Consider the following 25,974-nt stretch of genomic DNA (forward strand, 5'->3'; position numbering starts at 1 on the left):
GATGCAGGAGCTCGCCACCGATGCAGGAGCTCGCCACCGTCGTGCGCAACACCTGCCGCACGCCCGACAGCGCGCCCGATGCGCCGACCTTCGACATCGTCACCACCGCGCAGCCTCTGCATCAGCGCGCCCTCGCGCTCGCGCAGGCCATCACGCCGTAGACAGAAAYCAGCCCCGCAAATTCAGGCAAGTGCTTGAATCACAAGGGAATCTCGTCTGAAGGGGCGTGGAACTTCAGACTAGGCGGCGGGCCCGCCGGCCGAGCTCTCCATCAGCTTGACCAGCGTGTGCAGCACGCGATTGACCGGCGTGGGAATGCCCAATGCCTCGCCCACGCGCATCACGTGGCCGTTGAGATGGTCGATCTCGGTGCGCCGGCCGCGCGCCAGGTCCTGCGCCGTCGACGAGAGCTGGGTGGGCATGGTCTGCGCGATGCCATGGACCGCTTCCCAGATGTCGCCGGGTATCGCCACGCCGCTGGCCTTCGCGACGGCGAGGCATTCGCGCACCACGTCCTGTATCACGTCCGCCACGCCCTCGGCCTGCGCGAGGCGGCCGTAGGGCAGCTGCGGGATGGCCGACAGGGCGTTGTAGGCGCAGTTCAGGACCAGCTTCGCCCACAGGGCGCCCCGCACGTCGTCTGCGATCTCGGTCGGCACGCCGGCATCGACGAACATGCGGGCCGTCTCGTCGCTGCTTGCGGAACGCGCGATGACCAGTTCGCCCCGGCCGTGGTGCACGACGTGGCCGGGCCCCGCCATTTCGCTCGCGACGTAGACCACCGCCGAGGCGACCTCCTGCGGCAGCAGCGCGCGCAGCCGCTCGGCGTTGTCGACGCCGTTCTGCAGCGTGAGCACGAAGGCATCCGGGCCGAGGTGCGGACGCATCGCGTGGGCCGCCTGTTCCGTGTCGGTGGACTTGACGCAGAAGAGCACCACCCGCGCGCCCTCGACGGCGGCGGCCTCGGTGCTGGCATCGAGCGGCACGCGGTTCTTGACCGAGCGCACGTCCAGCCGGAGCCCGAAGCGGCGGACGGCCTCGATGTGCCGCGCCCTGCCGATCAGGACGACCGAGTGGCCGGCGCGCGCCAGCATGCCCCCGTAGTAGCAGCCCACCGCCCCCGCACCCATCACCGCGATCCTCATGTTGCGCTCCGCAAGACAAACAGCCCCGCATGGTAGTGCGGCCGGCGCACGCGACCCGAGGCTGCCCGCCGCCCGACGAGGGGCTCAGCCTTCGATGGCGACGCTGAACCCCACCGTGGTCACCCCGTCGTCCGAACGCGCGAAGACCGTTCCGTTGTGCATCACGGCCACGGCCTTGACGATCGACAGGCCCAGCCCGTGGTTCTCGCCGCTGTTGCGGCGCGAGGCGTCGACGCGGTAGAAGCGATCGAAGAGCCGGGGCAGGTGCTCGGGCGCGATCGGCGCGCTGGGATTGGAGAAGCTCACCTCGGCGCAGCGCTCGTGCTGGCCGATGCGCACCAGCACCCGGGCGCCCGGGCGCGAATGCTGGATCGCGTTCTGCAGGAGGTTGGTGAGGGCGCGGCGGAACAGCGAGGTCTCGATCGGCGCCACCGCATCGCCCTCGACCTGCACGGTCATGCCGGCCTCGTCGAGCAGCAGGTCCAGGAACTCCACCGTCTTGCCGACCTCCCTCGCGATCGAGGAGGCCACCAGTCCGCGGGCCCGCACGCCCTGCTCGGCGCGGGCGAGGAACAGCATGTCGGCGACGACGGCGCGCAGCCGCTCCAGCTCCTCGAGGTTCGACTGCAGGACCGCCTCCAGCTCGGCCGCGTTGCGCTGGCGCGCAAGCGCGACCTGGGTCTGGCCGATCAGGTTGGCCAGCGGCGTGCGCAACTCGTGCGCGACGTCGTCGTTGAAGCTTTCCAGCTGCCGGTAGGCCGCCTCCAGGCGGTCGAGCGCGGCGTTGAACGACCCGCCCAGGTCGGCCAGTTCGAGCGGCAAGGCCGGCAGCTGCAGCCGCTGCGCGCGGTTGTCGGGGCCGATGCGCTGCGCGTCGGCCGACAGGCGCTGCACCGGCGCGAGGCCGATGCGCGCGATCCAGTAGCCCAGGACGGCGGCCACCGTCGTGCCGGCAAGGGTCAGGAGCGCGAGGGCCGTCTCGAAGGCGCGCAAGGTGCTGCTGAAGGGCTCCGCGTCGACGCCCGCCATGAAGCGCACCTCGGGGCGCGTTTCGGTGGCCGGGATGGTGCGCGCGCGCACGCGCATGCGCATGCGCCCGGGCGGCGCGCCGATGGGCAGCTCGACCCCGTCCTGCGCGCCCCGCGCGAGCCGGGGCATGTCATCGCCGTAGCGGAAGGCCGGGTCTTCGCTCCACATCCAGGAGCGGGTGCGCGGATCGGCCGAGCCCAGGGTGTCGAGCTTCTCGCGGATGCGCTCGCCGAGGTTCACGGCCCGGCCGTGCTCCAGCATGTACGACATGTCCTCCAGGCGCGCATCGATCTGCTCCTGCTGGTGGCGCACCAGCTCCTTGGCCAGCACGTGGTGCAGCGCGCCGCCGACGAGGGCGAAGACCAGCATCGCCGCCGCGGCGAACATCAGCGCCAGCCTGACCGCGATCGAATTCCTCATGGCCCGCTCTCGTCGCCGCGGTCCTCCAGCACATAGCCCATGCCGCGGATGGTGTGCAGCAGGCTGCGCTCGAAAGGCGCGTCGATCTTGGCGCGCAGGCGCTTGATGGCCACCTCGACCACGTTGGTGTTGCTGTCGAAGTTCATGTCCCAGACCAGCTCGGCGATCACGGTCTTGGAGAGGATCTCGCCCTGGCGCCGCGCCAGCACCGCCAGCAGCGCGAACTCCTTGGCCGTGAGGTCGATGCGCTGGCTGCCGCGCGTCGCCTTGCGGCTGATCAGGTCGACGCGCAGGTCGCCCACGCGCAGCAGCGTCGACTCCGTGCTGCGCCCGCGGCGCGTGAGCGCCTGCAGCCGCGCCAGCAGTTCGAGGAAGGAGAAGGGCTTGACCAGGTAGTCGTCGGCGCCGTCCTGCAGGCCGCGCACCCGGTCCTCGACGCCGTCGCGCGCGGTCAGCATGATGACCGGCGTGTTCTTCACGCTGCGCAGCGACTTCAGGATGGAGAAGCCGTCCAGCCCGGGCAGCATCACGTCGAGGACGATGACGTCGAAGTCGAAGTGCAACGCCATGTGCTGGCCGTCGATGCCGTCGAAGGCCAGGTCCACGGCGCAGCCCTGCTCGGTCAGGCCCTGGTACAGGTACTCGGCCGTCTTGCGCTCGTCCTCGACGATCAGCACTTTCATTCGGCGGCGGCTCCCAGCGTTTCCGGCGGCGGCAGCGGCAGCCGGCGCGCGGCCTTGCGCCTGACGTACCAGTGATGCGCGCGGTCGAGGTAGAGGTAGATGATCGGCGTGGTGAAGAGCGTGAGCATCTGCGAGAGCACCAGGCCGCCGACCATCGCATAGCCGAGCGGGCGCCGCAGCTCCGAGCCCGCGCCGTGGCCCAGCATCAGCGGCAGGCCGCTCAGCAGGGCGCACATCGTGGTCATCATGATGGGGCGGAAACGCAGCACGCAGGCCTCGAAGATCGCATCGCTCGGCGACATGCCCCTGTCGCGCTCGGCATGCAGGGCGAAGTCCACCATCATGATGCCGTTCTTCTTGACGATGCCGATCAGGAGAATGATGCCGATCAATGCGATCACGCTCAGATCGTAACCGCCCGCCATGAGGATCAGCAGCGCGCCCACGCCGGCCGAGGGCAGCGTCGAGAGGATGGTGAGCGGGTGGATGTAGCTCTCGTAGAGAAGGCCCAGCACGATGTAGACCGAGATCAGCGCGGCGGCGATCAGGTAGGGCTGGGTGCGCAGCGAATCGCCGAAGGCCTGCGCCGCGCCCTGGAAGCTGCCGCTGAGCGTGGCGGGCACGCCCATGCGCGCCTGCGCGTTGTCGATCGCGGTCACGGCCTCGCCCAGCGAGGTGCCCGGGCGCAGGTTGAAGGACAGCGTCACGGCCGGGAACTGGCCCTGGTGCGCGATCGCGAGATAGCCGGTCTTGCTGGTGTCGAGCTTGACGAAGGTCGACAGCGGAACCTGCTGGCCGTTGATCGGCGAGCTCAGGTAGAGGTGGTCGAACAGGGCCGGGTCGCGCTGCAGTCGCGGCGTGACCTCCAGCACCACGTTGTAGCTGTTGAGCTGGGTGAAGTACTGCGCCACCTGGCGCTGGCCGATGGCGTCGTAGATGGTGGCGTCGACCATCGCGGGCGTGATGCCGTAGCTCGACGCGCGCTGGCGGTCGATGGTGACCATGGCCGTGGGCGCGGCATTCTGCTGGTCGGAGGTGACGTCCGTCAGGCCGGGCAGCTTGCGCAGGGTGTCGAGCAGGCGCGGCGCCCAGGTGTTGAGTTCGCCCAGGTCCGAATCGGTGAGCGTGTACTGGTACTGCGTGCGCGACAGGCGGCCGCCGACATTGACGTCCTGCCCGGCCTGCATGAAGAGGGTGATGCCCTGCACCGGCGCCAGCTTCGGCCGCAGGCGGGCGATCACCTCGTCGGCGTTGGACTTTCGGCCCTCGTCCTTGGGTTTCAGGGCGATGAAGAAGTTGCCCGAGTTGAAGGTGCTGGCGCCGGCCTGCATGCCGAAGGAGGCGACGTCGGGGTCCTGGCGGATGATGTCGGCCAGCTGGAGCATGCGATCGTGCATCACTTGGGAGGACGAATCCTGCGCCGAGTCGGCCGAGCCGAAGATGAAGCCCGTGTCCTGCTGCGGGAAGAAGCCCTTGGGGATCACGATGAAGAGGGCCACGGTGGCCGCCACCGTGAGCAGGAAGCTCATCAGCGTGATGAAGGGATGGCGCAGCACCACGTGCAGGCCGCGCTTGTAGCCGTTGAGCATGGCGTCGAAGCCGCGCTCCAGGAGCAGGTAGGCGCGCCCGTGCTTCTCGACCTCGGCGTGCGGCTTGAGGAATTTCGCGCACAGCATCGGCGTCAGCGTGAGGGAGATCAGCACCGAGACGGCGATGGTCAGCGTCACCGTCACCGCGAACTCGCGGAACAGGCGCCCGACGATGCCGCCCATGAGCAGCAGCGGGATGAACACCGCCACCAGCGACACCGAGATCGAGATGATGGTGAAGCTGATTTCGCCGGCGCCCTTGAGCGCCGCTTCCATCGGCGCCATGCCGTCCTCGATGTGGCGGTAGATGTTCTCCAGCATCACGATGGCGTCGTCCACCACGAAGCCGACCGCGATGGTCAGCGCCATGAGCGAGAGGTTGTCCAGGCTGTAGCCCACCACGTACATCACGGCGGCGGTGCCCAGCAGCGCGAGCGGCACGGTGACGCTCGGGATGAGCGTCACGGTCACGTTGCGCAGGAACACGAAGATCACCGCCACCACCAGCGCGATCGACAGCAGCAGCGTGAACTCCACGTCCTTCACCGAGGCGCGGATGGTCTGGGTGCGGTCGATCAGGGTGTTGACGGTCACGCTCGGCGGGATGGCGGCGCGCAGGCGCGGCAGCGCGGCCTGGATGCGGTCGACCGTCTGGATCACGTTGGCGCCGGGCTGCTTGGTGATGGCCAGCAGGATCGTGCGGCCGTTGTCGAGGGTGTTGCCCTCGGCCACCGCGGCGCCGGCGAAGGCCCAGGCCGCGATCTTGGCGTTCTCCGGCCCGTCGACGGCGACGCCGACGTCGCGCACGCGGATCGGCGCGCCGTTGCGCCAGGCCAGCACCATGTCGTTCCAAGGCGCGGCCTTGAGCAGCTGGTCGTTAGTGTAGACGTTGAGCGCCTGGGTGTCGCCGTCGAGCGTGCCGGTGGGCGCGCTGACGGTGGTCTGGGCGATGACGCCGCGCACGTCCTCCAGGCTCAGGCCGACGGCCTTGATCTTGGCCGGGTCGATCTGCACGCGCACCGCCGGCTTCTGGGCGCCGAAGATGTTGACCAGCCCGACGCCGGCGATGCGCGAGATCTGCTGGGCCAGGACGTTGTCGGCATAGTCGTTGACCTCGGTCAGCGGCAGCACCTTGGACTGCACGCCCAGGATCAGCACCGAGGTATCGGCCGGGTTGATCTTGCGGAAGCTCGGTGGGCTGGGCAGGTTGTTGGGCAGCTGCCCGCCGGCCGCGTTGATCGCGGTCTGCACGTCCAGCGCGGCGGCGTCGATGTTGCGGTCGAGGTCGAATTGCAGCGTGATCTGGGACAGGCCGAGCGAGCTGTTCGAGGTCATCTGGCTCAGGCCGGCGATCAGCGAGAACTGGCGCTCCAGCGGCTGCGCCACGCTGGCGGCCATGGTCTCCGGACTCGCGCCCGGCAGCCGGCCCGTGACCTGGATGGTCGGGAAGTCGACCTGCGGCAGCGGCGCCACGGGCAGCAGCGGCCAGGACGCCAGGCCGATCAGCAGGATCGCCAGCGCCAGCAGGGAGGTGCCGATGGGGCGTCGGATGAAACCGGTGGAAATGCTCAAGGCTTGGCTCCCGCGACGGCGGCCGGCGTCTTGCCGGTCTCGGAAATGCGCGCCCCCGGCGTGAGGCGGTACTGGCCGTCCACCACCACGCGCTCGCCGGCGGCCAGGCCCTTGAGGATGGTGGCCTTGCCGTCGGTGGTGTCGGCCACGTCGATCGGCTGCACGCGCACCGTGTCGTCCGCCCCGACCACGTAGGCGAAGAAGCCCTGCTGGCTGCGCTGCACCACCGCCGCGGGCACCGTGAGCGCGTCGGCGCGTTCGCCGAGCACCACGCGCGCGTCGACCGACTGGCCGGGCCACAGCTTGTGCTCGGTGTTCGTGAAATGCGCCTTGAGCGCGATGGTGCCGGTGGCGGTGTCGATCTGGTTGTTGAGCAGCACCAGTTCGCCGGTGGCCAGCACCTCGCGGGTGTCGCGGTCGATGGCCTGCACCCGCAGGGGCTCGCGCGCGCCGCGCAAGGCGCGGTTGACGGCCTGGAAGCTGTTTTCCGGCAGGGTGAACTGCACCGCGATCGGGTCGATCTGGTTGATGACGAGCAGGCCGTTGGCGTCGGCCGCGTGCACGATGTTGCCGGGGTCGACCAGCCGCGCGCCGATGCGTCCGCTGATCGGCGCGGCAATGGTGGTGAAGTCGAGCTGGACCTGCGCGAAGTGGATCTGCGCCTCGTCGCTCTTGAGCGCGGCCTGCAGCTGGTTGACCAGGGCCCGCTGCGTGTCCAGCGTCTGCTGGCTGGTCGCGTCTTCCTTGATCAGGTCGCCGTAGCGCTTGAGGTCGGCGCGCGCGTTGGCGAGCTGGGATTCGTCCTTGGCCTTCTGCGCGAGGGCCTGCTCCAGCTGCGCCTGGAAGGTGCGCGGGTCGAGGCGCGCCAGCACCTGGCCGGCCTTGACGTCCTGCCCCTCGCGGAAGTCGACGCGGTCGAGCTGGCCGTCGATGCGCGAACGCACGGTGACCGTGGCCACGGTCATGACCGTGCCCACGCCGGTGCGAGCGATCGGCACGGTTTCGCTGGCCACGCGCGCGGTGCTCACGGGCACCGCCGGCGGCGCGGCGGCGGTGCGAGCGGGCGGCTTCCAGAGCCAATGCCAGGCGGCCAGGCCGATGAGCACCGCCGCGACCAGCACGACGACGGCGATGGGCCCGCGCGAGCGCCGGCGAGGAGGGGATGCGGGGGACGCCATGTTCTTCAACTTCGCTTCATTTCGCGGCCGAGGCCGTCTCTTCGGATGCCGGGGATGCCGGGGATGCCAGGGATGCCTGGGGACTGGCACCTGCGCCGGCCTGCGGCGAGTCGGCCTTCCAGCCGCCGCCCACCGCCTTGACGAGAGCCACGCCGGCGGCGAACTGCCGGCCCTGCAGCGAGAGGGCCGTGCGTTCATTGGTCAATGCGAGCGCCTGGGCGGTGACCACGCTCAGGTAGGTGGTCGTGCCCGCGCGGTACTGGCTGAGCGAGACGCGCTCGGCCTGGCGCGCCGAGGCGACGGCCAGGTCCTGCGCGCCGCGCTCGCGGTCCAGGAGTTCGAGCGCGGCGAGGTTGTCCTCGACTTCCTGGAAGCCCGCGAGCACCGTCTTGCGGTACTGGGCGGCCGCCGCGTCGAAGGCCGCGCGGGCCTGCGCCACCTGCGCGCTGCGCGCCCCGCCGTCGAACAGGGTGCCGGCCAGCGCGGCGCCGAGTGCCCACACCTTGTCCGGCGCGGCCAGCCAGCTGCCGAGGCCGGCGCCGCTGAATCCGCCGCTGCCCGTGAGGGAGAGCGTCGGGTAGTAGGCCGCCTGCGCGAAGCCGATGCCGGCATTGGCGGCGGCGGCGCGCCGCTCGGCGGCGGCGATGTCGGGCCGGCGTTCGAGCAGTTCCGACGGCAATCCGACGGGCACCTGCGGCAGCTTGAGCGCCAGCGCATCCGGCGGCAGAGAGAACCGGGAGGGCGTCTTGCCGAGCAGCACCGCGATCGCATGTTCGAGCTGGCGGCGCGTCAGCTCGGTATCGATCGCCTGCGCCTGCGCCGCCTGCAGCGTGGTGTTGGCGAGTTCGACGTCGCCGCGCGTGACGATGCCGGCGCGGTATTGGCTCTGCGTGATCCGCAGCGACTTGGCATAGGCCTGGAGCGTGCGTTCGTAGAGCTTCTGCTGGGCATCCGCCACGCGCAGCTGGATGTAGTCGTTGACGACGGCGGCCTGGACCGCCAGGCGCGCGGCGGCCAGGTCGGCCTGGCTGGCCTGCGCGCTGTCGCCGGCGCCTTCGACCGCGCGGCGCACGCGGCCCCACAGGTCGGGTTCCCAGCTCGCGTCCAGCGACCAGGCGTGCGAGTTGCCGAGCGTGGTCGAGCCGCCGGCGTTGCGGCTGCGGCCGCGCTGGACCGAGGCATCCGCGCCCACGGTGGGAGACCAGGCCGACTGCGCGTTCTGCAGCAGCGCCTGCGCCTCGCGGTATTGGGCTTCGGCGACCCGGACATCCGGATTGGCGCGGTTGGCTTCCTCGACGAGCGCATCCAGCCGCGCATCGCCGAATGCGCTCCACCAGGGTTGAGAGGCATCCGCGTTGGCGGGGGCGGCCGTCTTCCAGTTGCCGCCTTCCTTGAAGGCCGCGTCCGCGGCGCCTTCGGGCGGCGTGGGGCGTTGGTAGTCAGGGCCGACCGCGCAGGCGGCGAGCGAGGCGGCCAGGGCCAGCCCCAGGATTCTTGGCAGAACGGCGGGACGGTGCATTCGATGCATGCGTCCACTCTAGGCCGCGTGCCGGGACGCCAGCCTGTCGGGAGGATGACAGTGCTGTCAGCCGCCATGCGCCGCGCCCCAACCCGCGGCGCATAAAAAAAGCCCCCGGATGGGGGCTGGGTCGAGTCAGGCGGGGCTCAGGCTGCCGGCGACTTCGCGGCCTTCTTGGCCGCAACGTGGTGCGCCTTGCCGGCCTTGTGCGCCACCTTGTGGGTCGCGTGCTTCACGCTGTGCTTGTGGGCCTTGGCCTTGGCCACCATCGGCATCGCGGGCTCCACGGGCTTGGCGGCCTCGACGGGGGCTTGCGTTTGAGCGAAGGACGAGCCGGCAGCGAATGCAAAGCTTGCGGCGACGAGGGCGAGGAGGGTGCGTTTCATATCGGGTAGAGGCAGCAGGGTTGAGAGAAGAGTCCCAGGGCCGGGTCGGTCCTGGTCAGCCTCTCAACGCTCGCTCTCGCAGCCTGGATGACACCTTCTTCAACATATTCTTCGCCCGGGACGCGGGTGACGTCTTCCGCGCAAAGAAGATCACGCGCGCGCGCCGCGCAGCACAGTCAGCCGCATGGCCGTTCGCAGCTCGAAGGCCAGTGTCCTGTAGAGCGCGATGGCGGAGTGGTTGTCGGCGAAGGCATGCAGGAAGGGGATCTCGCCGCGCGCGCGGATGTTGTTCGAGACGGCCGTCACCAGGTCGCGCGCCAGGCCTTGTCCGCGAAAGTCCGGATGCGTGCAGACCCCGCTGACCTCGGCATAGCCCTCGGGATGCATCCGCTCGCCGGCCATGGCGACGAGGCGGCCTTCCACCCGCACGCCGAGAAAGGGGCCGAGCTCCGCCGTGCGGCTGCTGAACGGTCCCGGCGCGGTCTTCTCGACCAGCGCCAGCATGTCCGGAACATCGTCCGGGCCGAGCGGCGACAGACGGGGATTCTCGGCCGCTGCGAGCGAGGCCGGCTGAACCATCTGCACCGCATCCCTTCTCAGGACGACTTCGAATTCCGCGGTGGGCGTCGCCGCGTCGACCGTGAACAACGCGGCTTGCTCGCCGGGGGCCAGCAGCCGCGCCAGCGCGTGGAAGCTCTGCTCCGAAGCGTCGACCGTGGCCGCGAAGGGAGCGAAGGCCGCCGGAAAGCGTCGCGCGCGGTCGCCGCCGAGCGCCAATGCCGCCTGGTGGCGACCTGCCAGCGCGCTCCAGATGACGTTGTCCAGCGGGTGCGGCGCGCCGCGCGAAGCCGAGGCCATGGAATCGTCGGATGATGGGGTTGACATGAGGCGCAGTCTAGCGAGCGGGAGCGCCATTCTCCGACGCGCGAGGGGCGCCGTGTAGCATCGGCGGTCGAGAGCCTCCCCAGAGACATGCAGACCGACCCGCCCATTGATCCCCACGCGCCGCCCGGGTCGGCCCACGGCCCGCTGCCTCGCGTCTACCTGGCCGGACCCGACGTGTTCTTCCGCGGGAGCGAGGCCATCTTCGCGCGGCTCAAGGCCCATTGCGACGGCCTGGGCCTCGTCGGCGTGCCGCCCTCGGATGGCGGCCTCGCCGCCGGCTTCAGCGGCGGCGATGACGAGCTGGCGCGGCGCATCTACGAAGGCAACATCGCCTTGATCCGCAGCGCCGACGGCGTCGTCGCCAATCTCATGAGCTTCCGGGGCCACGAGCCGGACTCGGGCACCGTGTTCGAGGTCGGTTTCGCGATCGCGCTGGGCAAGCCGGTCGTCGCCTACGGCGTGCCGGAGGCCAGCTATGCGCAGCGCGTCTCTTCCGCCATTCCCTGCGAGGCGGACGGTGCCGGCGTGCTGCGCGAGATCGGCAGCGGGGCCATGGTGGAAGGGCTGGGCCAGCGGCTCAACCTGATGCTGTCGCGCTCGGCCGAGATCGCGCCTTCCGCGCAGGCGGCACTGGCTCGCCTCGCGGAGATTCTTCGCGCGGGCCGCGGCCGGCCGCCGGCCTGAGCCGCCATGGCATGTGTCTTGCGCGGGCTGCCCACCATGATCACTCGCTACCGCGGCCGCCTGCCCGTTCACGACCGTTTCGACTACCAGCCCATCACGCGCAGGCAAGACCATGCCTGGCCCAACGGTGCGCGCCTCGCGGTGTATCTGGGCTTCAATCTGGAGCACTTCGCGTTCGGCGAAGGCCTGGGCGCGGGCATCAGCCCGGTGACCTCGCACCCGGACGTCCTGAATCATTCGTGGCGCGAGTACGGCAACCGCGTCGGCGCATGGCGCTGCTTCGAGTTGTTCGACAGCCTCGGGTTGCCGTCCGCCACGCTGCTCAATTCCTCGATCTACGACCATTGCCCCGAACTGGTGGCGGCCTCCGTCGAGCGGGGCGATGAGATCGTCGGCCACGGTCACACGAATTCCGAGCGCCAGTCCGAGATGGACGAGCCGACCGAGGCAAGCCTGCTCGCCGACTGCCGCGCGCGCATCCTGCAGGAAAGCGGCGTGACGCCCACCGGCTGGCTTTCGCCGTGGATCTCCGAGAGCCGGCTGACGCCCGACCTGCTGGCCGAAGCCGGCTACCGGTACACGCTGAACTGGTGCCACGACGACCAGCCCGTCCGCATGCGAACACGCAGCGGCCGCGCCCTGTGGTCGGTGCCCTATCCGCAGGAATTGAACGACATCCCGATGATCATCGCGCGCCAGCTGGACGCGAAGGATTTTGCGGACATGATCATCGACAACGCCGACGAGATGCTCGCGCAGTCGCGCGCGCAGGCGCTGGTGATGGGCGTCGCCCTGCATCCATACATCGTCGGCCAGCCCTACCGGCTGCGGCACCTGCGCAGGGCGCTCGCGCATCTCGCCCGGATGCGCGATCGCGGGGAAGTCTGGTTCGCCACGCCCGGCGGGATCTGCGCCCACATGGAGTCGCTGGCTCCGGCCGTGGGGGCCTGAGGACGCGGCATGCGCCTACTTGGGGACAGGCCCGCGCGCCGTTTGCCATGGCGCGGCGCGGGCGCAAGCTTTTCTTCATCGAACATCAAGGAGACCCGGATGAAGAAACTCGCAGCCCTGCTCGTCGCGTTCGCGGCCGTGTCCACCCTCGCCGGCTGCATCGGCGTGCCCTATGACGACGGCCGCGGGCCGCCGCGGGCCAGCTACGACCGCGACGCCAGGCCCAGCTATGAGCGTGACCGTGACCGCGAACGCATGCGTGATCGCGACCGCGACGGCGTGCCCAACCGCTACGACAGGCAGCCGAACAATCCCGATCGCAATTGAGGCGCGCCGAGGGCTCAGGCCTCCAGCACCAGCTGCGTCTGCGTGACGACGGCGCACAGCTTGCCTTCCGCCGTGCGGATGGTGGTCTGCCAGACCATGGTCGTGCGCCCGCGGTGAAGGGCGAGGCACTCGCCCACGACGGTCGTGTTCACGCGCGCGCCGCCGATGAACTTGGTGCTGGAGTCCGTGGTCGTGGTGCGTTTGCCCGGCGGCATGTTGATGACGGTGCCCACCGCGCCGAGCGTGTCGGCGAATGCCATGGTGGCCCCCCCGTGCAGGGTGTCGCCCGTGGTGCAGAGCTCGGGTCGCACGGTGAGTTCGGCGACCACGCGCTCCGGCGCGAGGCTGAGGATGCGCACGCCCAGAAGCCCTGGCAAGAGCGGGTCCAGGATCTCCTGGACGGCTTCGACTGACAGCATGGATGTCTCCTTGGAACGCGCGGGACGGAATCAACCCGCGGCACGCGGACATTGTTGTACGTTTCGTCCCGGCGGGAGGCAGCTCATGGGCTGCGCATCCATCCGCCGCGCCAGCCATATGCCAGCGCGCCGACACCCACCGCGGTGAAAGGCAGCAGGAACAGCAGGATGCCCAGCGCCGGCTTGCTCCGGTCCAGCACCGCCTGGGACGGATCGCTCTCGTCGACGTAGGCCTCGACGTGGCTTCCCACCGGAAAGCGGGCTGTGACGGCCTGCGCTTGCGCCGCGTCGCGCCATCCGTCGCCGGCATAGAAGTAGCGGTCGCTCTCGTAGGCCTTGCCGTCCACGGTATAGCGGTAGACGATGTGAGGGGAGAAGGATTCCCCCTGGGAGGACCCGGTGCCGCCGCTGGCGCCGAGCGATGCTTCGACGATCGTCGCCCGGACGGGGGTGAAGGAAGCGTAGGCCTTCCACTGGTTCATGTAGGCCCCGAGCGCCGCGAAGGTGAAATAGGCGGCGGCCAGCAGGATCGCCAGGCCGCCCACCGCGATGTCGTAGCGGCGAACGGGCGGCGGGGCGGGGTCTGCGGATGTCATCGGCATTCGGGACGATCGAAGGTTGCGGTCAACGGAAGTTCGCATTGTTGATGCGATCGCCCTGCGCGCCTGCCGGCTGCGCCCGGCAGCGCCCGAATTCGCAGCGGATGAACAGATCGGGGCCGCTGCTGCACGGCACTCTGTGCCTCTCGAAGCCGCCACCCTGCTCGACCAGGACCGCGCGAGGTCTTGCGTTGCAGTTCATCGCGGCTGCCAGCTTTTCGACGCTGTAGGTGTCGCGGCCTGTCCGCCGGGCGCCGGGTCCGCGCGCCGCGGCAGGAGGCAGTTCGGCGCTGGCCCGATAGTAGACCGAGGGACCGTCCGCCGGCATGCCGATGACCGCGACGGGGTCGAGCAGTCGCGAGAAGGTTCCGGCGAGCGGCCCTTGCGCGCTGTCCTTGCGGTCGAAGGTCCTTTCCTCCCCCGCCACGAGCGTGATCCAGTCCGGATAGTCGTAGGCCGCGCCCGACAGGTGATCGATGGTCACGCTGATCATGCCGCCCGGGGCCATCAGGCTGGCCACCGCCAGATCGGCCCGCGAGATGACTTTCGCCCTCGCCACCACCTGCCCGTGCGAGACGCAGTCGATCAGGAGATCGTCGGTCGAGCGCATGACCGTGAGGCTTCGGACCGGCGCCGACGAATCGGGGGCGGGCCCGCCGCCGTTGCCGGGGCGGCAGTCGACGGCCTCCATGGCCTTGCCCTCGCGCGAAACCGCATCGACGCGGATGCGTTGCTGCGTCCCGCGCGTCACCAGCGCGCATCCGCACAGGGCCGCGAGCAAGGATGCGCTCAGCAGGATGCATCCGAGCCGATGGGCAGCAGGGGATCGCGGCCGCTGTCGGACGCTGGCGAGGAAGGGCGGCATGCGTCTATTTCGCCGCTTCCACTCTCATCCGCTCGTTCGGCGCCTCGCCGAACATCTCCGGCGCATAGAGCGCCTCGACCCGGCTCGGCGGCAGGGCGAAGTCGCCCACGTTGTTCAGGCGCACGGTGTATTCCATCTTGACCACTCCCTTGGGCAGGTATTCGTAGTAGCTGCGGAAGGCCTCGAAGCTGCGTTCCTCGAAGGCCGCCCAGCCGCCGCCGGATTTCTTCTCGCCCTGCGTCGCGATCTGCGAATCGCGGCCGAGGCCTCCTCCGAGGATCGTCGCGCCGCCCGGGATCGGGTCGGTGATCGCGACCCAGGTCATGTCCGCGCTCGCATTCACCTCCAGGCTGACGCGCAGCACGTCGCCGCGCGTGTAGATGCCCTTGACCGCCTGCTCGACCGGCGTGATGGTCTTCCTGATCGCGTAGCCCGCGGCGAAGGGCGCCCTGAGTTGCACCGCGGCAATGGACTGTAGCGTGAGCCAGGGCTTGCCCGTGCCATTGTGCGTGACGAGCAGCGTGTCGCGCGCCGCTTTCGCCTGTGACTGCGGTGGCGCCGTCCACGGCAGGAACAGGCTGTTGTTGCGCAGGTTGCCTGGCGACGCCGGTGCGCCGAAGGCGCTGGCCTGGTTTGGCGCGCCGCCCGCATCGCCGCTCCCGATGCGCTCGACCTTGCTCCAGTCGACCTGCGCCCTGGCGGCGCCCAGGCTCGCGGCGGTGATGCCGGCGACCGGCGCGCTCTCGAACTGCCTGGAGAACTTCTCCAGCGCGAGCCCGCCCCACAGGTTGGCGGTGGTGGTGTGCCAGGCGCCATTCTGCTGCCGCGCGATGAAGCCGTTGACCAGCCTGCCCAGGTCGTCCTTCCAGGCCGGGTCGTCCATGACCGTGAGCAGCAGCCGCGCGGTGTTGACGTCGCCGTTGACCATCAGCCACCACCAGTAGTCGTCCTGCTCGGTGCCGAAGACCAGCCGGGTGCCCTGGTAGCTCAGGCGCGCCTTCAGCACCTGGCTGGCCTCGTCCATGCGCTGGTCGCGCTGCGGCACGTCGGGCACGCGCTTGAGGATGTTGAGCCAGTCGATGACGGCGCTGGTCGGCCACTGGTTGGGCGCGATGGTGATGCTGCCGGTCATGCGGCCCTGGGCCTTGCCGTAGCGCGAGAGCGCTTCCAGCGCGGCGAGCTTGCGCACGTCCAGGTCCTTGCGCGGGCTCCAGAACTCGCGCTGGATCCGGCCTTCGACGAAGGCGATCAGCCCTTGCTCCATCGGCGCGCGCGTCGCATCGGGCAGCGCGAAGGCCGGGTCGAGCGCGGCCGCCTCGTTCGTGGCCGCGAGGATGTAGGCGGTGAGCGTGTCGCTGCCGCGGTCGGCCTCGCCGTCGCGCGGCGGGAAGTAGCTGGCCAGGCCGTCGCTGTCGAGGTAGCCGGGCAGCTGCGCCACCACCGTCTGCCAGCCCTTGGCGTCGCGCAGGCCGATGGACTTGCTGGTCTTCTGCTCCAGGCAGATGTAGGGATAGGCGGCGAACCAGTCGCGCACGGCGCCCAGTCCTTCGGCCAGGCGCGGCTGCAGGGAGAGCTTGAGGCCGCCGCGGCCGGGCAGGGCGTCGGCCGGCTGCCCGACGTCGATGGTGAAGGGACCGTCGAGCTGGACCAGCGTGCCCTGCTGCACCGTGAGCGGGACGGCCGGGATGATGCGCTGGCGCACCTTCAGCGCGTCGCGCGCGCCGGCGAGCGTGTCCCGGGCCTCGATCTCCCAGAGGATGGCTTCCGCGCGCGTCTGCGCCAGCTGCGCGGGCGCGGTGACGGCCCAGGCCAGCTCGCGCGCTTCGCCCGCCGGGATGTCGACGGTCTGCGGCGCCAGCGTGAGCAGCGTGGCGCGCGGCGTGGCCTCGACCTTCATGGGCTTCTGCGTCGTGTTGCGCAGCGTGATCTGGGCGCGGAACTGGTCGTCCTCGCGCACCAGCGGCGGCAGGCCGCTGATGATCTGCAGGTCCTGCGTGGCCTGGATGGAGGTCTGGCCGGTGCCGAAGAGGCCGCTGCCCGCGTCGGCCACGGCGACGATCCGGAAGGTGGTCAGCGCGTCGTTGAGCGGCACCGTCACGCTGGCCTGGCCGTTGGCGTCGAGGACAACGGCCGGGTTCCACAGCAGCAGGGTGTCGAGCAGTTCGCGCGTCTGGGCCTTGCCGCCGCCGCCGCCGGCGGGCACGGCCTTGCGGCCGTAGTGCCGGCGGCCGACGATTTCCATCTGCGCGGTGGAGGTGGCGACACCCCAGCTGCGCCGCTGAAGCATGGCCTCGAGCAGGTTCCAGCTGTCGTTGGGCATCAGCTCCAGCAGCGCCTGGTCGACGGCCGCCAGCGCCACCTCGGCGCCGGCGGCGGGCTTGCCGTCGGGCAGCCGGGCCGAGATGGTGATCTGCGCCTTGCCGCGCACGGGGTAGCTGGGCTTGTCGCTCGCCACCTTGACGTCGATGCGGTGCGCCTGCGTGCCGACGCGGATCTCGGCCAGGCCGAGCCGGTAGGCCGGCTTGCTGAGGTCCACCAGCGCGGTCGGCGCGACGTATTCCTTGCCTTCGTACCAGAAGGCGGTCCACCATTCGCGCGGCGCCTTGAAGCCCCAGGTGAAGAAGCTGTACCACGGCACTTCGCGCAGCCGCCCGCGCAGCGCGAGCACGCTGACGTAGGCGTTGGGCCCCCACTCGGGCTTGACCTGCAGGCTCACCGTCGGGTCCTGGCCGTCGAGCTGCACGACGTGCGTCTCGATCACGCCTTCGCGCTCGACCGACACCAGCGCGGTCGAGAAACGGAAGGGGCTGCGGACCTGGAAGCGGGCGACTTCGCCCGGCTGGCAGCTCTTCTTCTCGGGCAGCACGTCGATGCGGTCGTTGTCCTCGCCGCCGAACCAGAGCTCGCCCTGCCGGGTCACGTAGACCGAACTCGCCGCGCGGCTGTCGCGGCCTTCCTTGTCGGTGGCGCTGGCGATCAGTTCGACCTCGCCGGCTTCCTTGAGCTCGGCTTCGCACAGGAGCAGGCCGCGCGCATCGCTCTTGCCGCTGCACACGGTGCCGATCTCCTTGACTTCGGTCTTGTTGTCGTAGGTGTAGAAGCCGCCCACCATGCGCTTGCGGCTGCTGGTGGTGATGCGCGCGATGGCGCGCACGTTGAGCGTGACGCCTTCCTTCGGCTTGCCCGCGAGGTCGAGCGCGAGGGCCTGGAACCTGAGCTTCTGGCGGGTCGAGACCCAGCCTTCGGTCTTGACGCCGGCGATCACCTCGGCCGGCCACAGCGTCTGCATGCTGCGCAGGGTCTGGACCTCGCCGTTCGGATCGGCGTAGGTGGCTTCGAGCAGCAGTTCGCGCGGGCTGGCCTTGGCCACCGGGATCTTGTCGATGCCGAGCTTGCCGGCGCCGTTCCTGTCGAGGGTCAGCGGCAGCTTGTCGGCGATCACGCGCGCATCCTGCGATGCCGCGAGCGCCTCGTCGGCGTCCGCGGCGCCCGTGCCCTCCCGGGTGGGCGGGGAGAAACTGAAGGCATCGAAGTCGGCGAAGGAAAGGCTCTTGCCGCGCACCATCGCCGACACGCGCACCGGCAGGTTGGCCGCGCCGCCGCCGGCCACGTAGTTGACCTGCACGCTGGTCGCGAGCGTGGAGATGCCCACCAGCGGCTTGTTGTCGGCGGGCGCGATGCGGCCTTCCAGCACGGGCAGGCGGAACTCCTCGACGCGGAACTGGCCGCTGCCGTAGCTGCGCGGGCCGCCTTCCTCGCCATGGGCGGCGGCGTCGCCGGCGTCCTTTCCGCTGCGCAGGTCGACCTCGTAGACGCCGAGTTTCGCCGCCGGCGGAATCGCGAAGCTGTTCTGCGCGCTCAGGCCGCCGGTGGCGGTCTTGCGCCATGCGACTGGCTGCGTGAACTGCTGGCCGCTGCCCACGTGCGTGACCACCAGCGTGTCGGGCAGGCGCTCGGGCAGGCCGAAGCCCTTGCGGGTCTGGGTGCGGATCAGGTGCTTCATCGACACCGTCTCGCCGGCGCGCAGCAGCGTGCGGTCGAAGATGGTGTGGGCGATGCTGTCGGGCTGGGGGTCGAGGCTGGTCGGCACGTTGAAGCGCCAGGGCTCGATGCCGCGCTGCCAGTCGCTCCAGGTGAAGGCGAGGTCGTCGACGCCGCTGTCGTCCCTGGCGCGCGCGCTCACGAAGTAGGCGCCGCCGCTGTCGTCGTCCTCGCCGGCGCCGCAGCTCGGCGCTCGGGGCGCGACGCCGGCGAGTTCCACCAGGCCGCGCGCGTCGGTCGTGCCCGTGGCGATTTCCTTGCCGCGGCAATCCGACACGCGCACCGCGGCGTTGGCGACGACCTTGCCCTTGTCGAGCGAGGTGACCCAGGCGAGCGCGTTCTCGCGGCCGAGCTTGAAGTGCACGGCGAGATTGGTGGCGAGCGCGGTCGTGCGCACGTACATCGTGCGGCCGTCGCCGTAGCGCTCGTCGAGCAGGGCATCTCCGAGCTTGCGCGAGGCGATCTCCAGCACGTGGAAGCCCGGCGTCAGCGGGATGCCGATGACTTCGAAGGGGCGGGGGTCGCCGGCTTCTGCCCTGGGCATGTCCAATGTCTTCACGCCGCCCTGGCCGCCGAGCAGCGAGACCATGCGCGTCTGGATGTTGTCGCGGTCGTCCTTGTCGATCACCCTGGGCAGCTCGCCCTTCATGTCGCGCGCGGCTTCGGCGCGGGGAAGGGTGTAGTTGCTGTCGTAGCGGCGCACCTTGCGGAACCACGCGATGATCTCGGCGTCGGTCGTGGGGCTCATGTCGCTGACCTTGCCTGGCGTGAGCGCCCGCACCTGCAGCGCGGGCTCGACGCGCCGCACCGTCACCGGCATCAAGGCCACGCCGCCCGGCTCGGCCAGTCGCTCGACCACGCCGAAGGGCGAGGCGGCGAACTTGGCCAGCGGCGGCATCGCACCGGTCGCGACCTTGAGCGGATAGCTGCCGGGCGCGGCCAGGGCGCGCGCCGAGGCATCGACAAAAGCGGGCGGCAGCTCGATCGTGAAGGGGCTGTCCTCGGCGAAGGGCGGCGGAAAGCTCACGGACTCGACGACGGCATCATCGTCCTTCGCCTCGTTCTCGTCTTCGAACTTCGGCTTGAAGGTCTTGCCGCCGCCCTTCAGCGTGATCTGCCCGGCCAGCTTGCGCGCCACCGGCGCATTGAACTGCAGCACCATCGGCTTGAGCGGCAGGCAGCCGGCGCGCGCGTTCTCGCGCTCGCAGCTGAAGGACACGGCAAAGGGCTCGCGCACCTCGAACTTGAGGCGCCGCTCGACGTTGTTCACCACGCCGGAAGGCGTGGCGACGCCCTTGCCGTAGACCAGCTGCACGCGCCCCGCGGGCGGCAGCGTGCGATTGCATTGCAGGGTGACGAAGCGAAGCGGCGCCTTCTCGGCCTCCTTGTCGCGACCGAGGGCCTCGAGCAGGTCGGCGCGCTGCTTGCCGTCGACCAGCCGCACCGGAATGCGCTCGCCGATGCCGTCGGCCGCGCACCAGACGTTCTCCCGCACGCTCTCCAGCGTGGCCGGGCCGTTGAGTTCCAGCATGAAGATCTGCTGCTCGTCGATCTTCCCGTAGCCTGGCTGCCAGTTGCGGATGAAGGGGCCGCCGCTGTTGAACTGGTAGCGCTCGGGCCCCGTCAGTTCCGAACCCGTGGCCGACCTGAAGGCCGCGACACGGGTGACCGTGCAACGCACGCCGGGCGGCAGGTCGTTCTCGAAATCGAAGACCCATTGCTTGTCGCCGGTCCAGCGGCCCGTGCCCTTGCCGGCCTGCGCGCCGGCGCAGCTCACGACCAGCGGCGCGGGCGCCTTGGGATCGCCAAAGTTGACGGCGGCCTGGTCGAATCTGGCGACGACCTGGCGGATGCGCGCGACTTCGCCCTGGGGCGTGAGGCTCGTGATCTGCAGCGCGTGGGCTTGCGCAGAGAGAAAGACGGCGCTGGCGGCCAGCAAGGCTGTGGGTATCGATCGGCTCAAGCGGTGTTCCTCCATCCGGCGCGTGGAGCGTAGCCCAGTTTTGGCCCTCCATCCGTCAGCGGCGGGAGCGCTTCGTACAATTCGCGGCCCGTCGTGCGTGCTTCGCGCTGACCGCTCGCTCCACAGACCACGCCGACCGATGAAACGCTACTGGGAAATCGACGCCTTGCGCGGGCTCATGCTCGTGCTGATGACCGTCACCCACCTTCCCACCCGCCTGACCGACCCGTTGGGGCAGCCGTTCGGCTTCGTGTCGGCGGCCGAAGGCTTCGTCCTGCTCTCGGCTTTCGTCGCCGGGCTGGTCAACAGCCGCACCAGCCATGGCCAGGGCGTCGATGCGATGCGCCGGGCATTCTGGCGCCGCGCGCTCAAGGTCTACATGAGCCAGGCCGCGACGCTGCTCTTCCTCTTCACCATCATCTCGGCGGTGGGCTTGCACATCGACCAGCCGGCGGTGAAGAACCTCCTGTCCTACTACCTGTCGAGTCCGCGCGAAGGCTTTATCTTCTCGCTGCTGCTGGTGTACGAGCCGGCACTGCTCGACATCCTGCCGATGTACATCTTCTTCATGCTGATGAGCCCGTGGGTGCTGGCCTTCGCGATGCGCCATGGCTGGAGCGTGGTGATGGCGGCGAGCGCAACGCTGTGGGCATTGGCGCAGTTCGGCCTGAGCGAATGGCTCTACGAGCTGGCCGTGCGCTACCTGCACCTGCCGGTGCCGTTCCGCGAGATGGGGGCGTTCAATGCCTTCGCGTGGCAGTTCCTGTGGTTCGCGGGCCTTTGGCTGGGCGCGAGCCGCAACGCGCCGGACGCCCAGCCCTTGCGCTTTCCCAAATGGCTGCTGGCATTGGCCGGGGCCACCGCGCTCTATGGCTTCTACTGGCGCCACCATGGCGTCAACGGGCAGGCGCCCTTCGGCGGCGACGAGCAGCTCAATCTGCTGTTCGACAAGTGGCAGCTCGGGCCGCTGCGCCTCGTCAACCTGGTGGCGCTCGGTATCCTGGCCGTGCGCTTCGGCCCCGCGTTGATGCGGCGCATACCGCGGCTGCATGGGCTGGAGGCGATGGGCAGGGCTTCGCTGCCGGTCTTTTGCGCGCAACTGGTGGCGGTGCTGCTGGTGCTGGCGTTCTATGGCGACAGCCAGACGGCGCGGCCGTGGTGGGGCGACGCGCTGCTGCTGGGGATTGTGTTCACGGGCCTCTACGCGGTGGCGCGCGGCACGCGGTGGCTGGAAGCGCGGCGCCGGGCCTGACCGGCTCTCGATCCGCTCAGCGCGCGTCGGCCTGGACCGCCGGCGCCGGCAGGTGCGACGCGATGATCGATTGCCAGAGCCGGTAGCCTTCGTCATTCATGTGCAGCTGGTCGGCGCGGAAGAGTTCGGCGCGCGGCCGGCCGTCGGCGCCCATCATGGGCGTGAAGACGTCGATGTATTCGCTGTCGGGAAGGCGCCGGAGATAGGCCGCGATGATGTTGTTGGTCTCGCGGATCTGCGGCAGGAGGTTCTCGCGCGAGGGGCTGGGCTTGACCGAGATGTAGCTGATGCGCACGTTCGGCAGTTCGGCGCGCACGGTGTTGGCGAAGCGCGCGAAGCTCTCCAGCACCTGCAGCGGCGTGCGGCCTTCGGCCAGGTCGTTGTCGCCGGCGTACACCAGCACCTGCCGGGGCCTGTAGCGCACCACCAGCTCGCGCGCGAACAGGCTGCAGTCGTCCATGGTGGAGCCGCCGAAGCCGCGGTTGATGACCACCGGCAGCTGGTTGAAGTCCTGCGCCACGCGGGTCCACATCCGGATGGTGGAACTGCCGACGAAGAGCACGCCGTCGTCGCCGGGCAGATGCTGCCTGTCGGCGTTGTCGAAGGCGGCCAGGTCGCTCTTCCAGCGGGCCTGGGCGGCAAGGTAGGCGGGGGAGGAGGGGGCGGCTGCGACTTCGAAGCCGTCTTGCCGGGATTGCGCTTGCGCCCCCAGGGCGGTCAGCAGCGTGAGCGTAAGAAGGGCAAGGCGGGCAGCAGCTTTCATCGACACCATGAAGATCAGAACGTCTTTCGACCTCGTTGCGTTGTCGTGTTCCCGACAACTTCCACGCCAAATGGTAACGGCTCGCTGAAAAAAGGCTCAGAGCGTCTTCTCGATCAGCGGGCCCTTGAAGAGCACCGGTCCGGTCGGCCCGCGCTCGCTGGGCACGCCGCCCTTGGGTTCGAGGCTGACGGCCAGGGTCGGCACGGCGCGCACGTCCGCTTCCGACGCGGCCAGCTTGAGGGCCGGCGCATCGCTCAGCACGCCGAGCGATCGCGGCGCGCCGCCGGGCGGCAAGGCCCAGAGCTGAAGCGACTTGTCCTGGCCCTCGCGGTAGTTGCCCACGCGCTGCAGCACAAGCTGGCGGTTCCTGGGGTCGAAGGTCACGAGCATGGATGCGGCGGCGCGATCGTCGGACAGAACGGCGACGTACCGGACCACCGGGGCGTTGCGCAACTGCGCGCCGAGGTTCACGCCGACCACCACGGCCGCCGCGGTGGCCAGGGCGCCCGCCGCCGCGGCGCCGCGCCAGAGCGCGAGGCTGCGCAGCCAGCCGCCCGAGCCCGGCGGTGCCGAGGGGGGCGCCTGGCGCTGGCGTGCGATGGCCTGCTGCTCCTGCTCCGCGTCGATGAGGTTGCGGATGCGGGTCCACACGGCGGGGTCCGGCACCACCGAAGGCTGCAACTCGGCCATGCTGGCGAGCCGGCTCTGCCAGACCAGCGCCGCGGCCCGCACCGGCGCCTGCTCGCGCGCCATCGCCTCGAAGCGCCGGCGCGCACCGCCGCGCAGGGTGCCCAGGGCATGGCTGGCGGCCAGCAGTTCGAGCAGTTGGGGGTTGGCGGACAGGTTCATGCGGCCTTCATGCGAAACGTTTCATGCGAACTGCTTCATGCAGGCGCGAAGCTTTTCGAGGCCGCGCCGGATCCAGGTCTTGACAGTGCCCAGCGGCAGCTTGAGCTGCTCGGCCAGTTCGCCGTGACTGAGGTCGCGCAGATAGGCCAGGCTGACGACCTCGCGCTGCCTGCCCTCCAATTGGGCCAGGCACTGGTGCAGCGCCCAGGCCTGCTCGCTGGCGTCGGCGGTGTCCATCGGGTTGGCCGCGCCGGATTCGAAGGTGTCGGCCATCAGTTCGTCGAACTCCTGCGTCAGCTGGGCGCGGTCGGCCGTGCGGCGCCGCAGCAGGTCGAGCGAACGGCTGCGCACGATCAGGCCCAGCCAGGCCATCGGCGGACTCAGCGATGCGCGGTAGTCGCTCGCCGCGCGCCAGATGGTCATGAAGGATTCCTGCAGCACGTCCTCGGCCCACTCGCGCTGTCGAACGACACGCATCGCGAGGCCGAAGAGCTTGGGCGACGTGCGGTCGTACAGCAGGCGAAGGGCGGTCTGGTCCCGCTGGCCGATGCGGTCGATCAGCGCCATCAATTCGGCGTCGGGACTGGGTGGGCTCATGTTTTGATTGTGGGCCATCGATCGACATGGGAGAGGTACGTCCGACAAGGGCCGCCGGATTCAGGCCGTGCCGATCCGGGGCCGGCGCGAGCTCGGATCGTGCGATGTGAGGCACTAATTCACGTCTGATCCGCCCATGGCCGGCTGATTCTGCAACATCCTGAAACCTATACTCAGGCTCCGATCGCGATGGAGCCCCCATGCAGGAGCCACAAGCCTCTGAGCCTCGCCCGTTCTGGCACCGCCTGAACACTTTCTTTGCCTTTCCATTCCAGCCCCGGCCGCTCGGCTACGCAGCGCTTCTCGCGCTGTGCTCGCTGCTCATTCACGTGTTGTTCTTCCTGCCGCAGGCCCTGGGCTTGCTGCTGGTCGAACTCGGCGTGATGCTCGCGGCCACGCGCTACGGCTTCAAGGTCATGGCGCTCGGCTCGCGCGGCATCGTGCGGGCCAGCGATTTTCCGCGCACCCTCGAGGACGAGTGGACCCGCCTGCCCTGGAAGCTCTTCGCGCTGGTCGTGGTGCAGGGCGTGGCGGCGGGCCTGCTGGGCGCCCTGAACATGGTGCTCGGCCAGATCGCGCTGTTCGCCATCTCGTTCACCTTGCCGGCGACCACCATGGTGCTGGTGCAGTCGGGCAGCTTCTGGCAGTCGCTCAACCCGGGGGCCGCGCTGCAGACGATGCGCGCGGTCGGCTGGCCCTATCTCCTGCTGTGCTTCTTCCTGTTCCTGCTGAACACGGGCGCGCGCATCGCCACCGTGATGCTGCTGCCGGTGCTCAGCGGCTGGCTGGCGCTGCCGGCCATCAATTTCGTGATGATCTACTTCGGCTGGGTCATGGCGAGCCTGCTGGGCTACGTGATGTACCAGAATCACGATGAGCTGGGCATCGATCTCCTTCCCGGCGCCGGCGCGGACGATCTCCAGGTCGACGTCCGCACGCCGGCGCAGATCGCGCAGCAGCACACCGATGCCCTGGTCGCGCAGATGGTGACGGATGGCGATGTCGCCGGCGCGCTCATGCTGGCCTACGAGACGCAGCGCACGCAGCCCGAGGACATCGCGGCGCAGCGCCGCTACCACCGCATGCTGCTGTTGGCGCCGGACAAGAAGGCCACGCTGCTGGAGCACGCGCGGCGCTTCATCGGCCTGCTGGTGCAACGCGATCTCTCGTCGGAGGCGCTCAAGGTCTACAACGATTGTCGCGAGAAGGACGCGGCTTTCCTGCTCGACGACCCGCTGGCCACCATGGCGCTCAGCCGCGCCGAATGGCGGGGCGGCAATGCACGGGCCTCGCTTGCGCTGCTGTCCAACTTCGACAAGCGTTTTCGCGGGCACGCCGCGATTCCGCAGGCCTACGAGCTTGCCGTGCGCGTGCTGGTGCAGGGACTCAACCGCCGCGACATGGCGCAGCCCATTCTCAGCACGCTCGAATCGCGCTATCCCGAGAGTGAGCACACGTCTGAAGTGCGCTGGCTTCTGCGGGAAATTCCGCAGGCTTGATGTCGAAGACTCACAGTAGATTCGTTTCCGTTCGAAGCGGATGCAGGCCAGGGCGCCGCGGCAGGCTGTGGGAGGCCGGTGCCGAAAGATGAGGTTTTTTTCTCAAATGCAGCGGAGAAAAAAGTGAACTTTGTTGTTACATCGAGGCCAACTAGGCACAATGTACTACATCGAATCTTCTTTCAACCGCGGCAGTCTTCCAGGAGGCTTTCGCATTACTTCCACAAGCATATGAAGACCCAAATCGAAGCCATCCGCGAAGGCTACAGCGTCGACCTGTCCGGGCCCGGACGACCGATGGGAGCGCGGGGCAAGTATCCGGACTTCGAGGTCATTCCCTTGTTGACGGAGATGGAAGCCGAACTCCTCAATACCCTGGGCCTGATCCGCAAGTTGCTCACCGAGGACGCGCCTCCCAGGGGTGCGCAGGCGGATGTGGTTCTCGCGATCGACACGCTGCTTTCCGTCGCCCACTCCTGAAATCGATGCGCGCCCGCTGCAGCAGCTGCGTCAGCGGCAACGGCATTGCCGCCCTCTGGGGCAAGTATGAACACTTATCCAACAGCCTCTCAAGCGACCGGTGTGGCCCGCACGCTCAGCCGGAGTTCTTCCTGCACCATGGTCGTGTACCAGGCGGGCACCGGCAAGTTCGTCACCGCCCGGCCGTCGGATGCGGTTAACGGACTCATCATCGGCATCTATCGGAATGGCTATCTGGTGCCGGGCACCCAGGCTGCCGCCTGAGCACCGCCGGCGCTC

At 69.5% G+C, this 25,974-nt stretch carries 22 protein-coding genes; 7 read left to right on the top strand and 15 right to left on the bottom strand.

The window, feature by feature from the left end; all coding sequences use genetic code 11:
• Nucleotides 1-239 precede the first annotated feature (239 nt).
• The 8 genes from AC1DNF_RS02875 to AC1DNF_RS02910 all read right to left on the bottom strand — a co-directional run bounded on the left by AC1DNF_RS02875 (nt 240) and on the right by AC1DNF_RS02910 (nt 10,406).
• Nucleotides 240-1,145 carry a ketopantoate reductase family protein gene (locus tag AC1DNF_RS02875; RefSeq protein ID WP_478147034.1) on the bottom strand — a complete coding sequence of 302 codons (906 nt, stop codon included), beginning with the start codon at nt 1,143-1,145 and terminating at the stop codon, nt 240-242.
• An 84-nt stretch (nt 1,146-1,229) separates the two neighbouring features.
• A complete protein-coding gene (locus AC1DNF_RS02880) occupies nt 1,230-2,594 on the bottom strand; it encodes a heavy metal sensor histidine kinase (RefSeq protein WP_478147035.1) in 1,365 nt (454 codons plus the stop codon).
• Entirely contained in the window at nt 2,591-3,277 is a 687-nt protein-coding gene (locus AC1DNF_RS02885; protein ID WP_478147036.1) for a heavy metal response regulator transcription factor, read from the bottom strand. The genes AC1DNF_RS02880 and AC1DNF_RS02885 overlap by 4 nt, the downstream gene beginning before the upstream one ends.
• On the bottom strand, nt 3,274-6,438 hold the full coding sequence (locus AC1DNF_RS02890) for an efflux RND transporter permease subunit (protein ID WP_478147037.1): 3,165 nt from the start codon (nt 6,436-6,438) through the stop codon (nt 3,274-3,276). The genes AC1DNF_RS02885 and AC1DNF_RS02890 overlap by 4 nt, the downstream gene beginning before the upstream one ends.
• On the bottom strand, nt 6,435-7,616 hold the full coding sequence (locus tag AC1DNF_RS02895) for an efflux RND transporter periplasmic adaptor subunit (protein ID WP_478147038.1): 1,182 nt from the start codon (nt 7,614-7,616) through the stop codon (nt 6,435-6,437). Before AC1DNF_RS02895 ends, AC1DNF_RS02890 begins: the two co-directional genes overlap by 4 nt.
• A gap of 16 nt (nt 7,617-7,632) precedes the next feature.
• Nucleotides 7,633-9,144 carry an efflux transporter outer membrane subunit gene (locus AC1DNF_RS02900; RefSeq protein ID WP_478147039.1) on the bottom strand — a complete coding sequence of 504 codons (1,512 nt, stop codon included), beginning with the start codon at nt 9,142-9,144 and terminating at the stop codon, nt 7,633-7,635.
• A gap of 137 nt (nt 9,145-9,281) precedes the next feature.
• Nucleotides 9,282-9,521 (bottom strand): hypothetical protein, encoded by a 240-nt coding sequence (locus AC1DNF_RS02905; protein WP_478147040.1) that lies wholly within the window; start codon nt 9,519-9,521, stop codon nt 9,282-9,284.
• A 150-nt stretch (nt 9,522-9,671) separates the two neighbouring features.
• Nucleotides 9,672-10,406, bottom strand: a complete 735-nt coding sequence (locus tag AC1DNF_RS02910; protein WP_478147041.1) for a GNAT family N-acetyltransferase — start codon at nt 10,404-10,406, stop codon at nt 9,672-9,674.
• A gap of 87 nt (nt 10,407-10,493) precedes the next feature.
• On the opposite strand from AC1DNF_RS02910, the gene AC1DNF_RS02915 reads away from it, so the two are divergent.
• The 3 genes from AC1DNF_RS02915 (at nt 10,494) to AC1DNF_RS02925 (ending at nt 12,368) form a co-directional block, all read left to right on the top strand.
• Complete coding sequence (locus AC1DNF_RS02915) at nt 10,494-11,090, top strand: nucleoside 2-deoxyribosyltransferase (protein ID WP_478147042.1); 597 nt, start codon at nt 10,494-10,496, stop codon at nt 11,088-11,090.
• A 36-nt stretch (nt 11,091-11,126) separates the two neighbouring features.
• Nucleotides 11,127-12,041, top strand: a complete 915-nt coding sequence (locus AC1DNF_RS02920; RefSeq protein WP_478147043.1) for a polysaccharide deacetylase family protein — start codon at nt 11,127-11,129, stop codon at nt 12,039-12,041.
• Between the two features lie 99 nt (nt 12,042-12,140).
• Complete coding sequence (locus AC1DNF_RS02925) at nt 12,141-12,368, top strand: hypothetical protein (RefSeq protein ID WP_478147044.1); 228 nt, start codon at nt 12,141-12,143, stop codon at nt 12,366-12,368.
• 14 nt (nt 12,369-12,382) lie between these two features.
• Here the strand turns inward: AC1DNF_RS02925 and AC1DNF_RS02930 are convergent, their stop codons facing one another.
• From AC1DNF_RS02930 to AC1DNF_RS02945, 4 genes are all read right to left on the bottom strand, one after another.
• On the bottom strand, nt 12,383-12,787 hold the full coding sequence (locus AC1DNF_RS02930; protein WP_478147045.1) for a PaaI family thioesterase: 405 nt from the start codon (nt 12,785-12,787) through the stop codon (nt 12,383-12,385).
• Nucleotides 12,788-12,870: 83 nt separating this feature from the next.
• The gene (locus tag AC1DNF_RS02935; RefSeq protein WP_478147046.1) at nt 12,871-13,389 is read right to left on the bottom strand and encodes a DUF3592 domain-containing protein; all 519 of its coding nucleotides are present in this window, start codon (nt 13,387-13,389) and stop codon (nt 12,871-12,873) included.
• Between the two features lie 22 nt (nt 13,390-13,411).
• Nucleotides 13,412-14,251, bottom strand: coding sequence for a hypothetical protein (locus AC1DNF_RS02940; RefSeq protein WP_478147047.1), 840 nt, complete (start codon nt 14,249-14,251; stop codon nt 13,412-13,414).
• Between the two features lie 4 nt (nt 14,252-14,255).
• The gene (locus AC1DNF_RS02945) at nt 14,256-20,270 is read right to left on the bottom strand and encodes an alpha-2-macroglobulin family protein (RefSeq protein WP_478147048.1); all 6,015 of its coding nucleotides are present in this window, start codon (nt 20,268-20,270) and stop codon (nt 14,256-14,258) included.
• 124 nt (nt 20,271-20,394) lie between these two features.
• Here AC1DNF_RS02945 and opgC point away from each other — a divergent pair, with 124 nt between their 5' ends.
• Nucleotides 20,395-21,507 carry an OpgC domain-containing protein gene (gene opgC, locus AC1DNF_RS02950; protein ID WP_478147049.1) on the top strand — a complete coding sequence of 371 codons (1,113 nt, stop codon included), beginning with the start codon at nt 20,395-20,397 and terminating at the stop codon, nt 21,505-21,507.
• A gap of 16 nt (nt 21,508-21,523) precedes the next feature.
• Here opgC and AC1DNF_RS02955 read toward each other — a convergent pair whose 3' ends face one another.
• The 3 genes from AC1DNF_RS02955 to AC1DNF_RS02965 form a co-directional block, all read right to left on the bottom strand.
• Nucleotides 21,524-22,270, bottom strand: a complete 747-nt coding sequence (locus AC1DNF_RS02955; protein ID WP_478147050.1) for an SGNH/GDSL hydrolase family protein — start codon at nt 22,268-22,270, stop codon at nt 21,524-21,526.
• Nucleotides 22,271-22,366: 96 nt separating this feature from the next.
• On the bottom strand, nt 22,367-23,119 hold the full coding sequence (locus AC1DNF_RS02960) for an anti-sigma factor (protein ID WP_478147051.1): 753 nt from the start codon (nt 23,117-23,119) through the stop codon (nt 22,367-22,369).
• 21 nt (nt 23,120-23,140) lie between these two features.
• The gene (locus AC1DNF_RS02965) at nt 23,141-23,716 is read right to left on the bottom strand and encodes an RNA polymerase sigma factor (RefSeq protein ID WP_478147052.1); all 576 of its coding nucleotides are present in this window, start codon (nt 23,714-23,716) and stop codon (nt 23,141-23,143) included.
• A gap of 200 nt (nt 23,717-23,916) precedes the next feature.
• Between AC1DNF_RS02965 and AC1DNF_RS02970 the strand changes: the two genes are divergently transcribed.
• The 3 genes from AC1DNF_RS02970 to AC1DNF_RS02980 all read left to right on the top strand — a co-directional run bounded on the left by AC1DNF_RS02970 (nt 23,917) and on the right by AC1DNF_RS02980 (nt 25,959).
• Complete coding sequence (locus AC1DNF_RS02970) at nt 23,917-25,215, top strand: hypothetical protein (protein ID WP_478147053.1); 1,299 nt, start codon at nt 23,917-23,919, stop codon at nt 25,213-25,215.
• A gap of 231 nt (nt 25,216-25,446) precedes the next feature.
• Entirely contained in the window at nt 25,447-25,695 is a 249-nt protein-coding gene (locus tag AC1DNF_RS02975) for a hypothetical protein (RefSeq protein ID WP_478147054.1), read from the top strand.
• 138 nt (nt 25,696-25,833) lie between these two features.
• Nucleotides 25,834-25,959 (top strand): hypothetical protein, encoded by a 126-nt coding sequence (locus AC1DNF_RS02980; RefSeq protein ID WP_478147055.1) that lies wholly within the window; start codon nt 25,834-25,836, stop codon nt 25,957-25,959.
• Nucleotides 25,960-25,974: the final 15 nt, after the last annotated feature.

The organism is Variovorax sp. 01T432, assembly GCF_056398605.1.

Bases quoted from the DNA above. Each gene is read 5' to 3' on its own strand.
- AC1DNF_RS02905 (WP_478147040.1), bottom strand. From the start codon at position 9,521: ATGAAACGCACCCTCCTCGCCCTCGTCGCCGCAAGCTTTGCATTCGCT.
- AC1DNF_RS02940 (WP_478147047.1), bottom strand. From the start codon at position 14,251: ATGCCGCCCTTCCTCGCCAGCGTCCGACAGCGGCCGCGATCCCCTGCT.
- AC1DNF_RS02895 (WP_478147038.1), bottom strand. From the start codon at position 7,616: ATGGCGTCCCCCGCATCCCCTCCTCGCCGGCGCTCGCGCGGGCCCATC.
- AC1DNF_RS02915 (WP_478147042.1), top strand. From the start codon at position 10,494: ATGCAGACCGACCCGCCCATTGATCCCCACGCGCCGCCCGGGTCGGCC.
- AC1DNF_RS02875 (WP_478147034.1), bottom strand. From the start codon at position 1,145: ATGAGGATCGCGGTGATGGGTGCGGGGGCGGTGGGCTGCTACTACGGG.
- AC1DNF_RS02920 (WP_478147043.1), top strand. From the start codon at position 11,127: ATGATCACTCGCTACCGCGGCCGCCTGCCCGTTCACGACCGTTTCGAC.
- AC1DNF_RS02930 (WP_478147045.1), bottom strand. From the start codon at position 12,787: ATGCTGTCAGTCGAAGCCGTCCAGGAGATCCTGGACCCGCTCTTGCCA.
- AC1DNF_RS02935 (WP_478147046.1), bottom strand. From the start codon at position 13,389: ATGCCGATGACATCCGCAGACCCCGCCCCGCCGCCCGTTCGCCGCTAC.
- AC1DNF_RS02965 (WP_478147052.1), bottom strand. From the start codon at position 23,716: ATGAGCCCACCCAGTCCCGACGCCGAATTGATGGCGCTGATCGACCGC.
- AC1DNF_RS02885 (WP_478147036.1), bottom strand. From the start codon at position 3,277: ATGAAAGTGCTGATCGTCGAGGACGAGCGCAAGACGGCCGAGTACCTG.
- AC1DNF_RS02910 (WP_478147041.1), bottom strand. From the start codon at position 10,406: ATGTCAACCCCATCATCCGACGATTCCATGGCCTCGGCTTCGCGCGGC.
- AC1DNF_RS02960 (WP_478147051.1), bottom strand. From the start codon at position 23,119: ATGAACCTGTCCGCCAACCCCCAACTGCTCGAACTGCTGGCCGCCAGC.
- opgC (WP_478147049.1), top strand. From the start codon at position 20,395: ATGAAACGCTACTGGGAAATCGACGCCTTGCGCGGGCTCATGCTCGTG.
- AC1DNF_RS02880 (WP_478147035.1), bottom strand. From the start codon at position 2,594: ATGAGGAATTCGATCGCGGTCAGGCTGGCGCTGATGTTCGCCGCGGCG.
- AC1DNF_RS02975 (WP_478147054.1), top strand. From the start codon at position 25,447: ATGAAGACCCAAATCGAAGCCATCCGCGAAGGCTACAGCGTCGACCTG.
- AC1DNF_RS02900 (WP_478147039.1), bottom strand. From the start codon at position 9,144: ATGCATCGAATGCACCGTCCCGCCGTTCTGCCAAGAATCCTGGGGCTG.
- AC1DNF_RS02970 (WP_478147053.1), top strand. From the start codon at position 23,917: ATGCAGGAGCCACAAGCCTCTGAGCCTCGCCCGTTCTGGCACCGCCTG.
- AC1DNF_RS02945 (WP_478147048.1), bottom strand. From the start codon at position 20,270: ATGGAGGAACACCGCTTGAGCCGATCGATACCCACAGCCTTGCTGGCC.
- AC1DNF_RS02925 (WP_478147044.1), top strand. From the start codon at position 12,141: ATGAAGAAACTCGCAGCCCTGCTCGTCGCGTTCGCGGCCGTGTCCACC.
- AC1DNF_RS02980 (WP_478147055.1), top strand. From the start codon at position 25,834: ATGGTCGTGTACCAGGCGGGCACCGGCAAGTTCGTCACCGCCCGGCCG.
- AC1DNF_RS02955 (WP_478147050.1), bottom strand. From the start codon at position 22,270: ATGAAAGCTGCTGCCCGCCTTGCCCTTCTTACGCTCACGCTGCTGACC.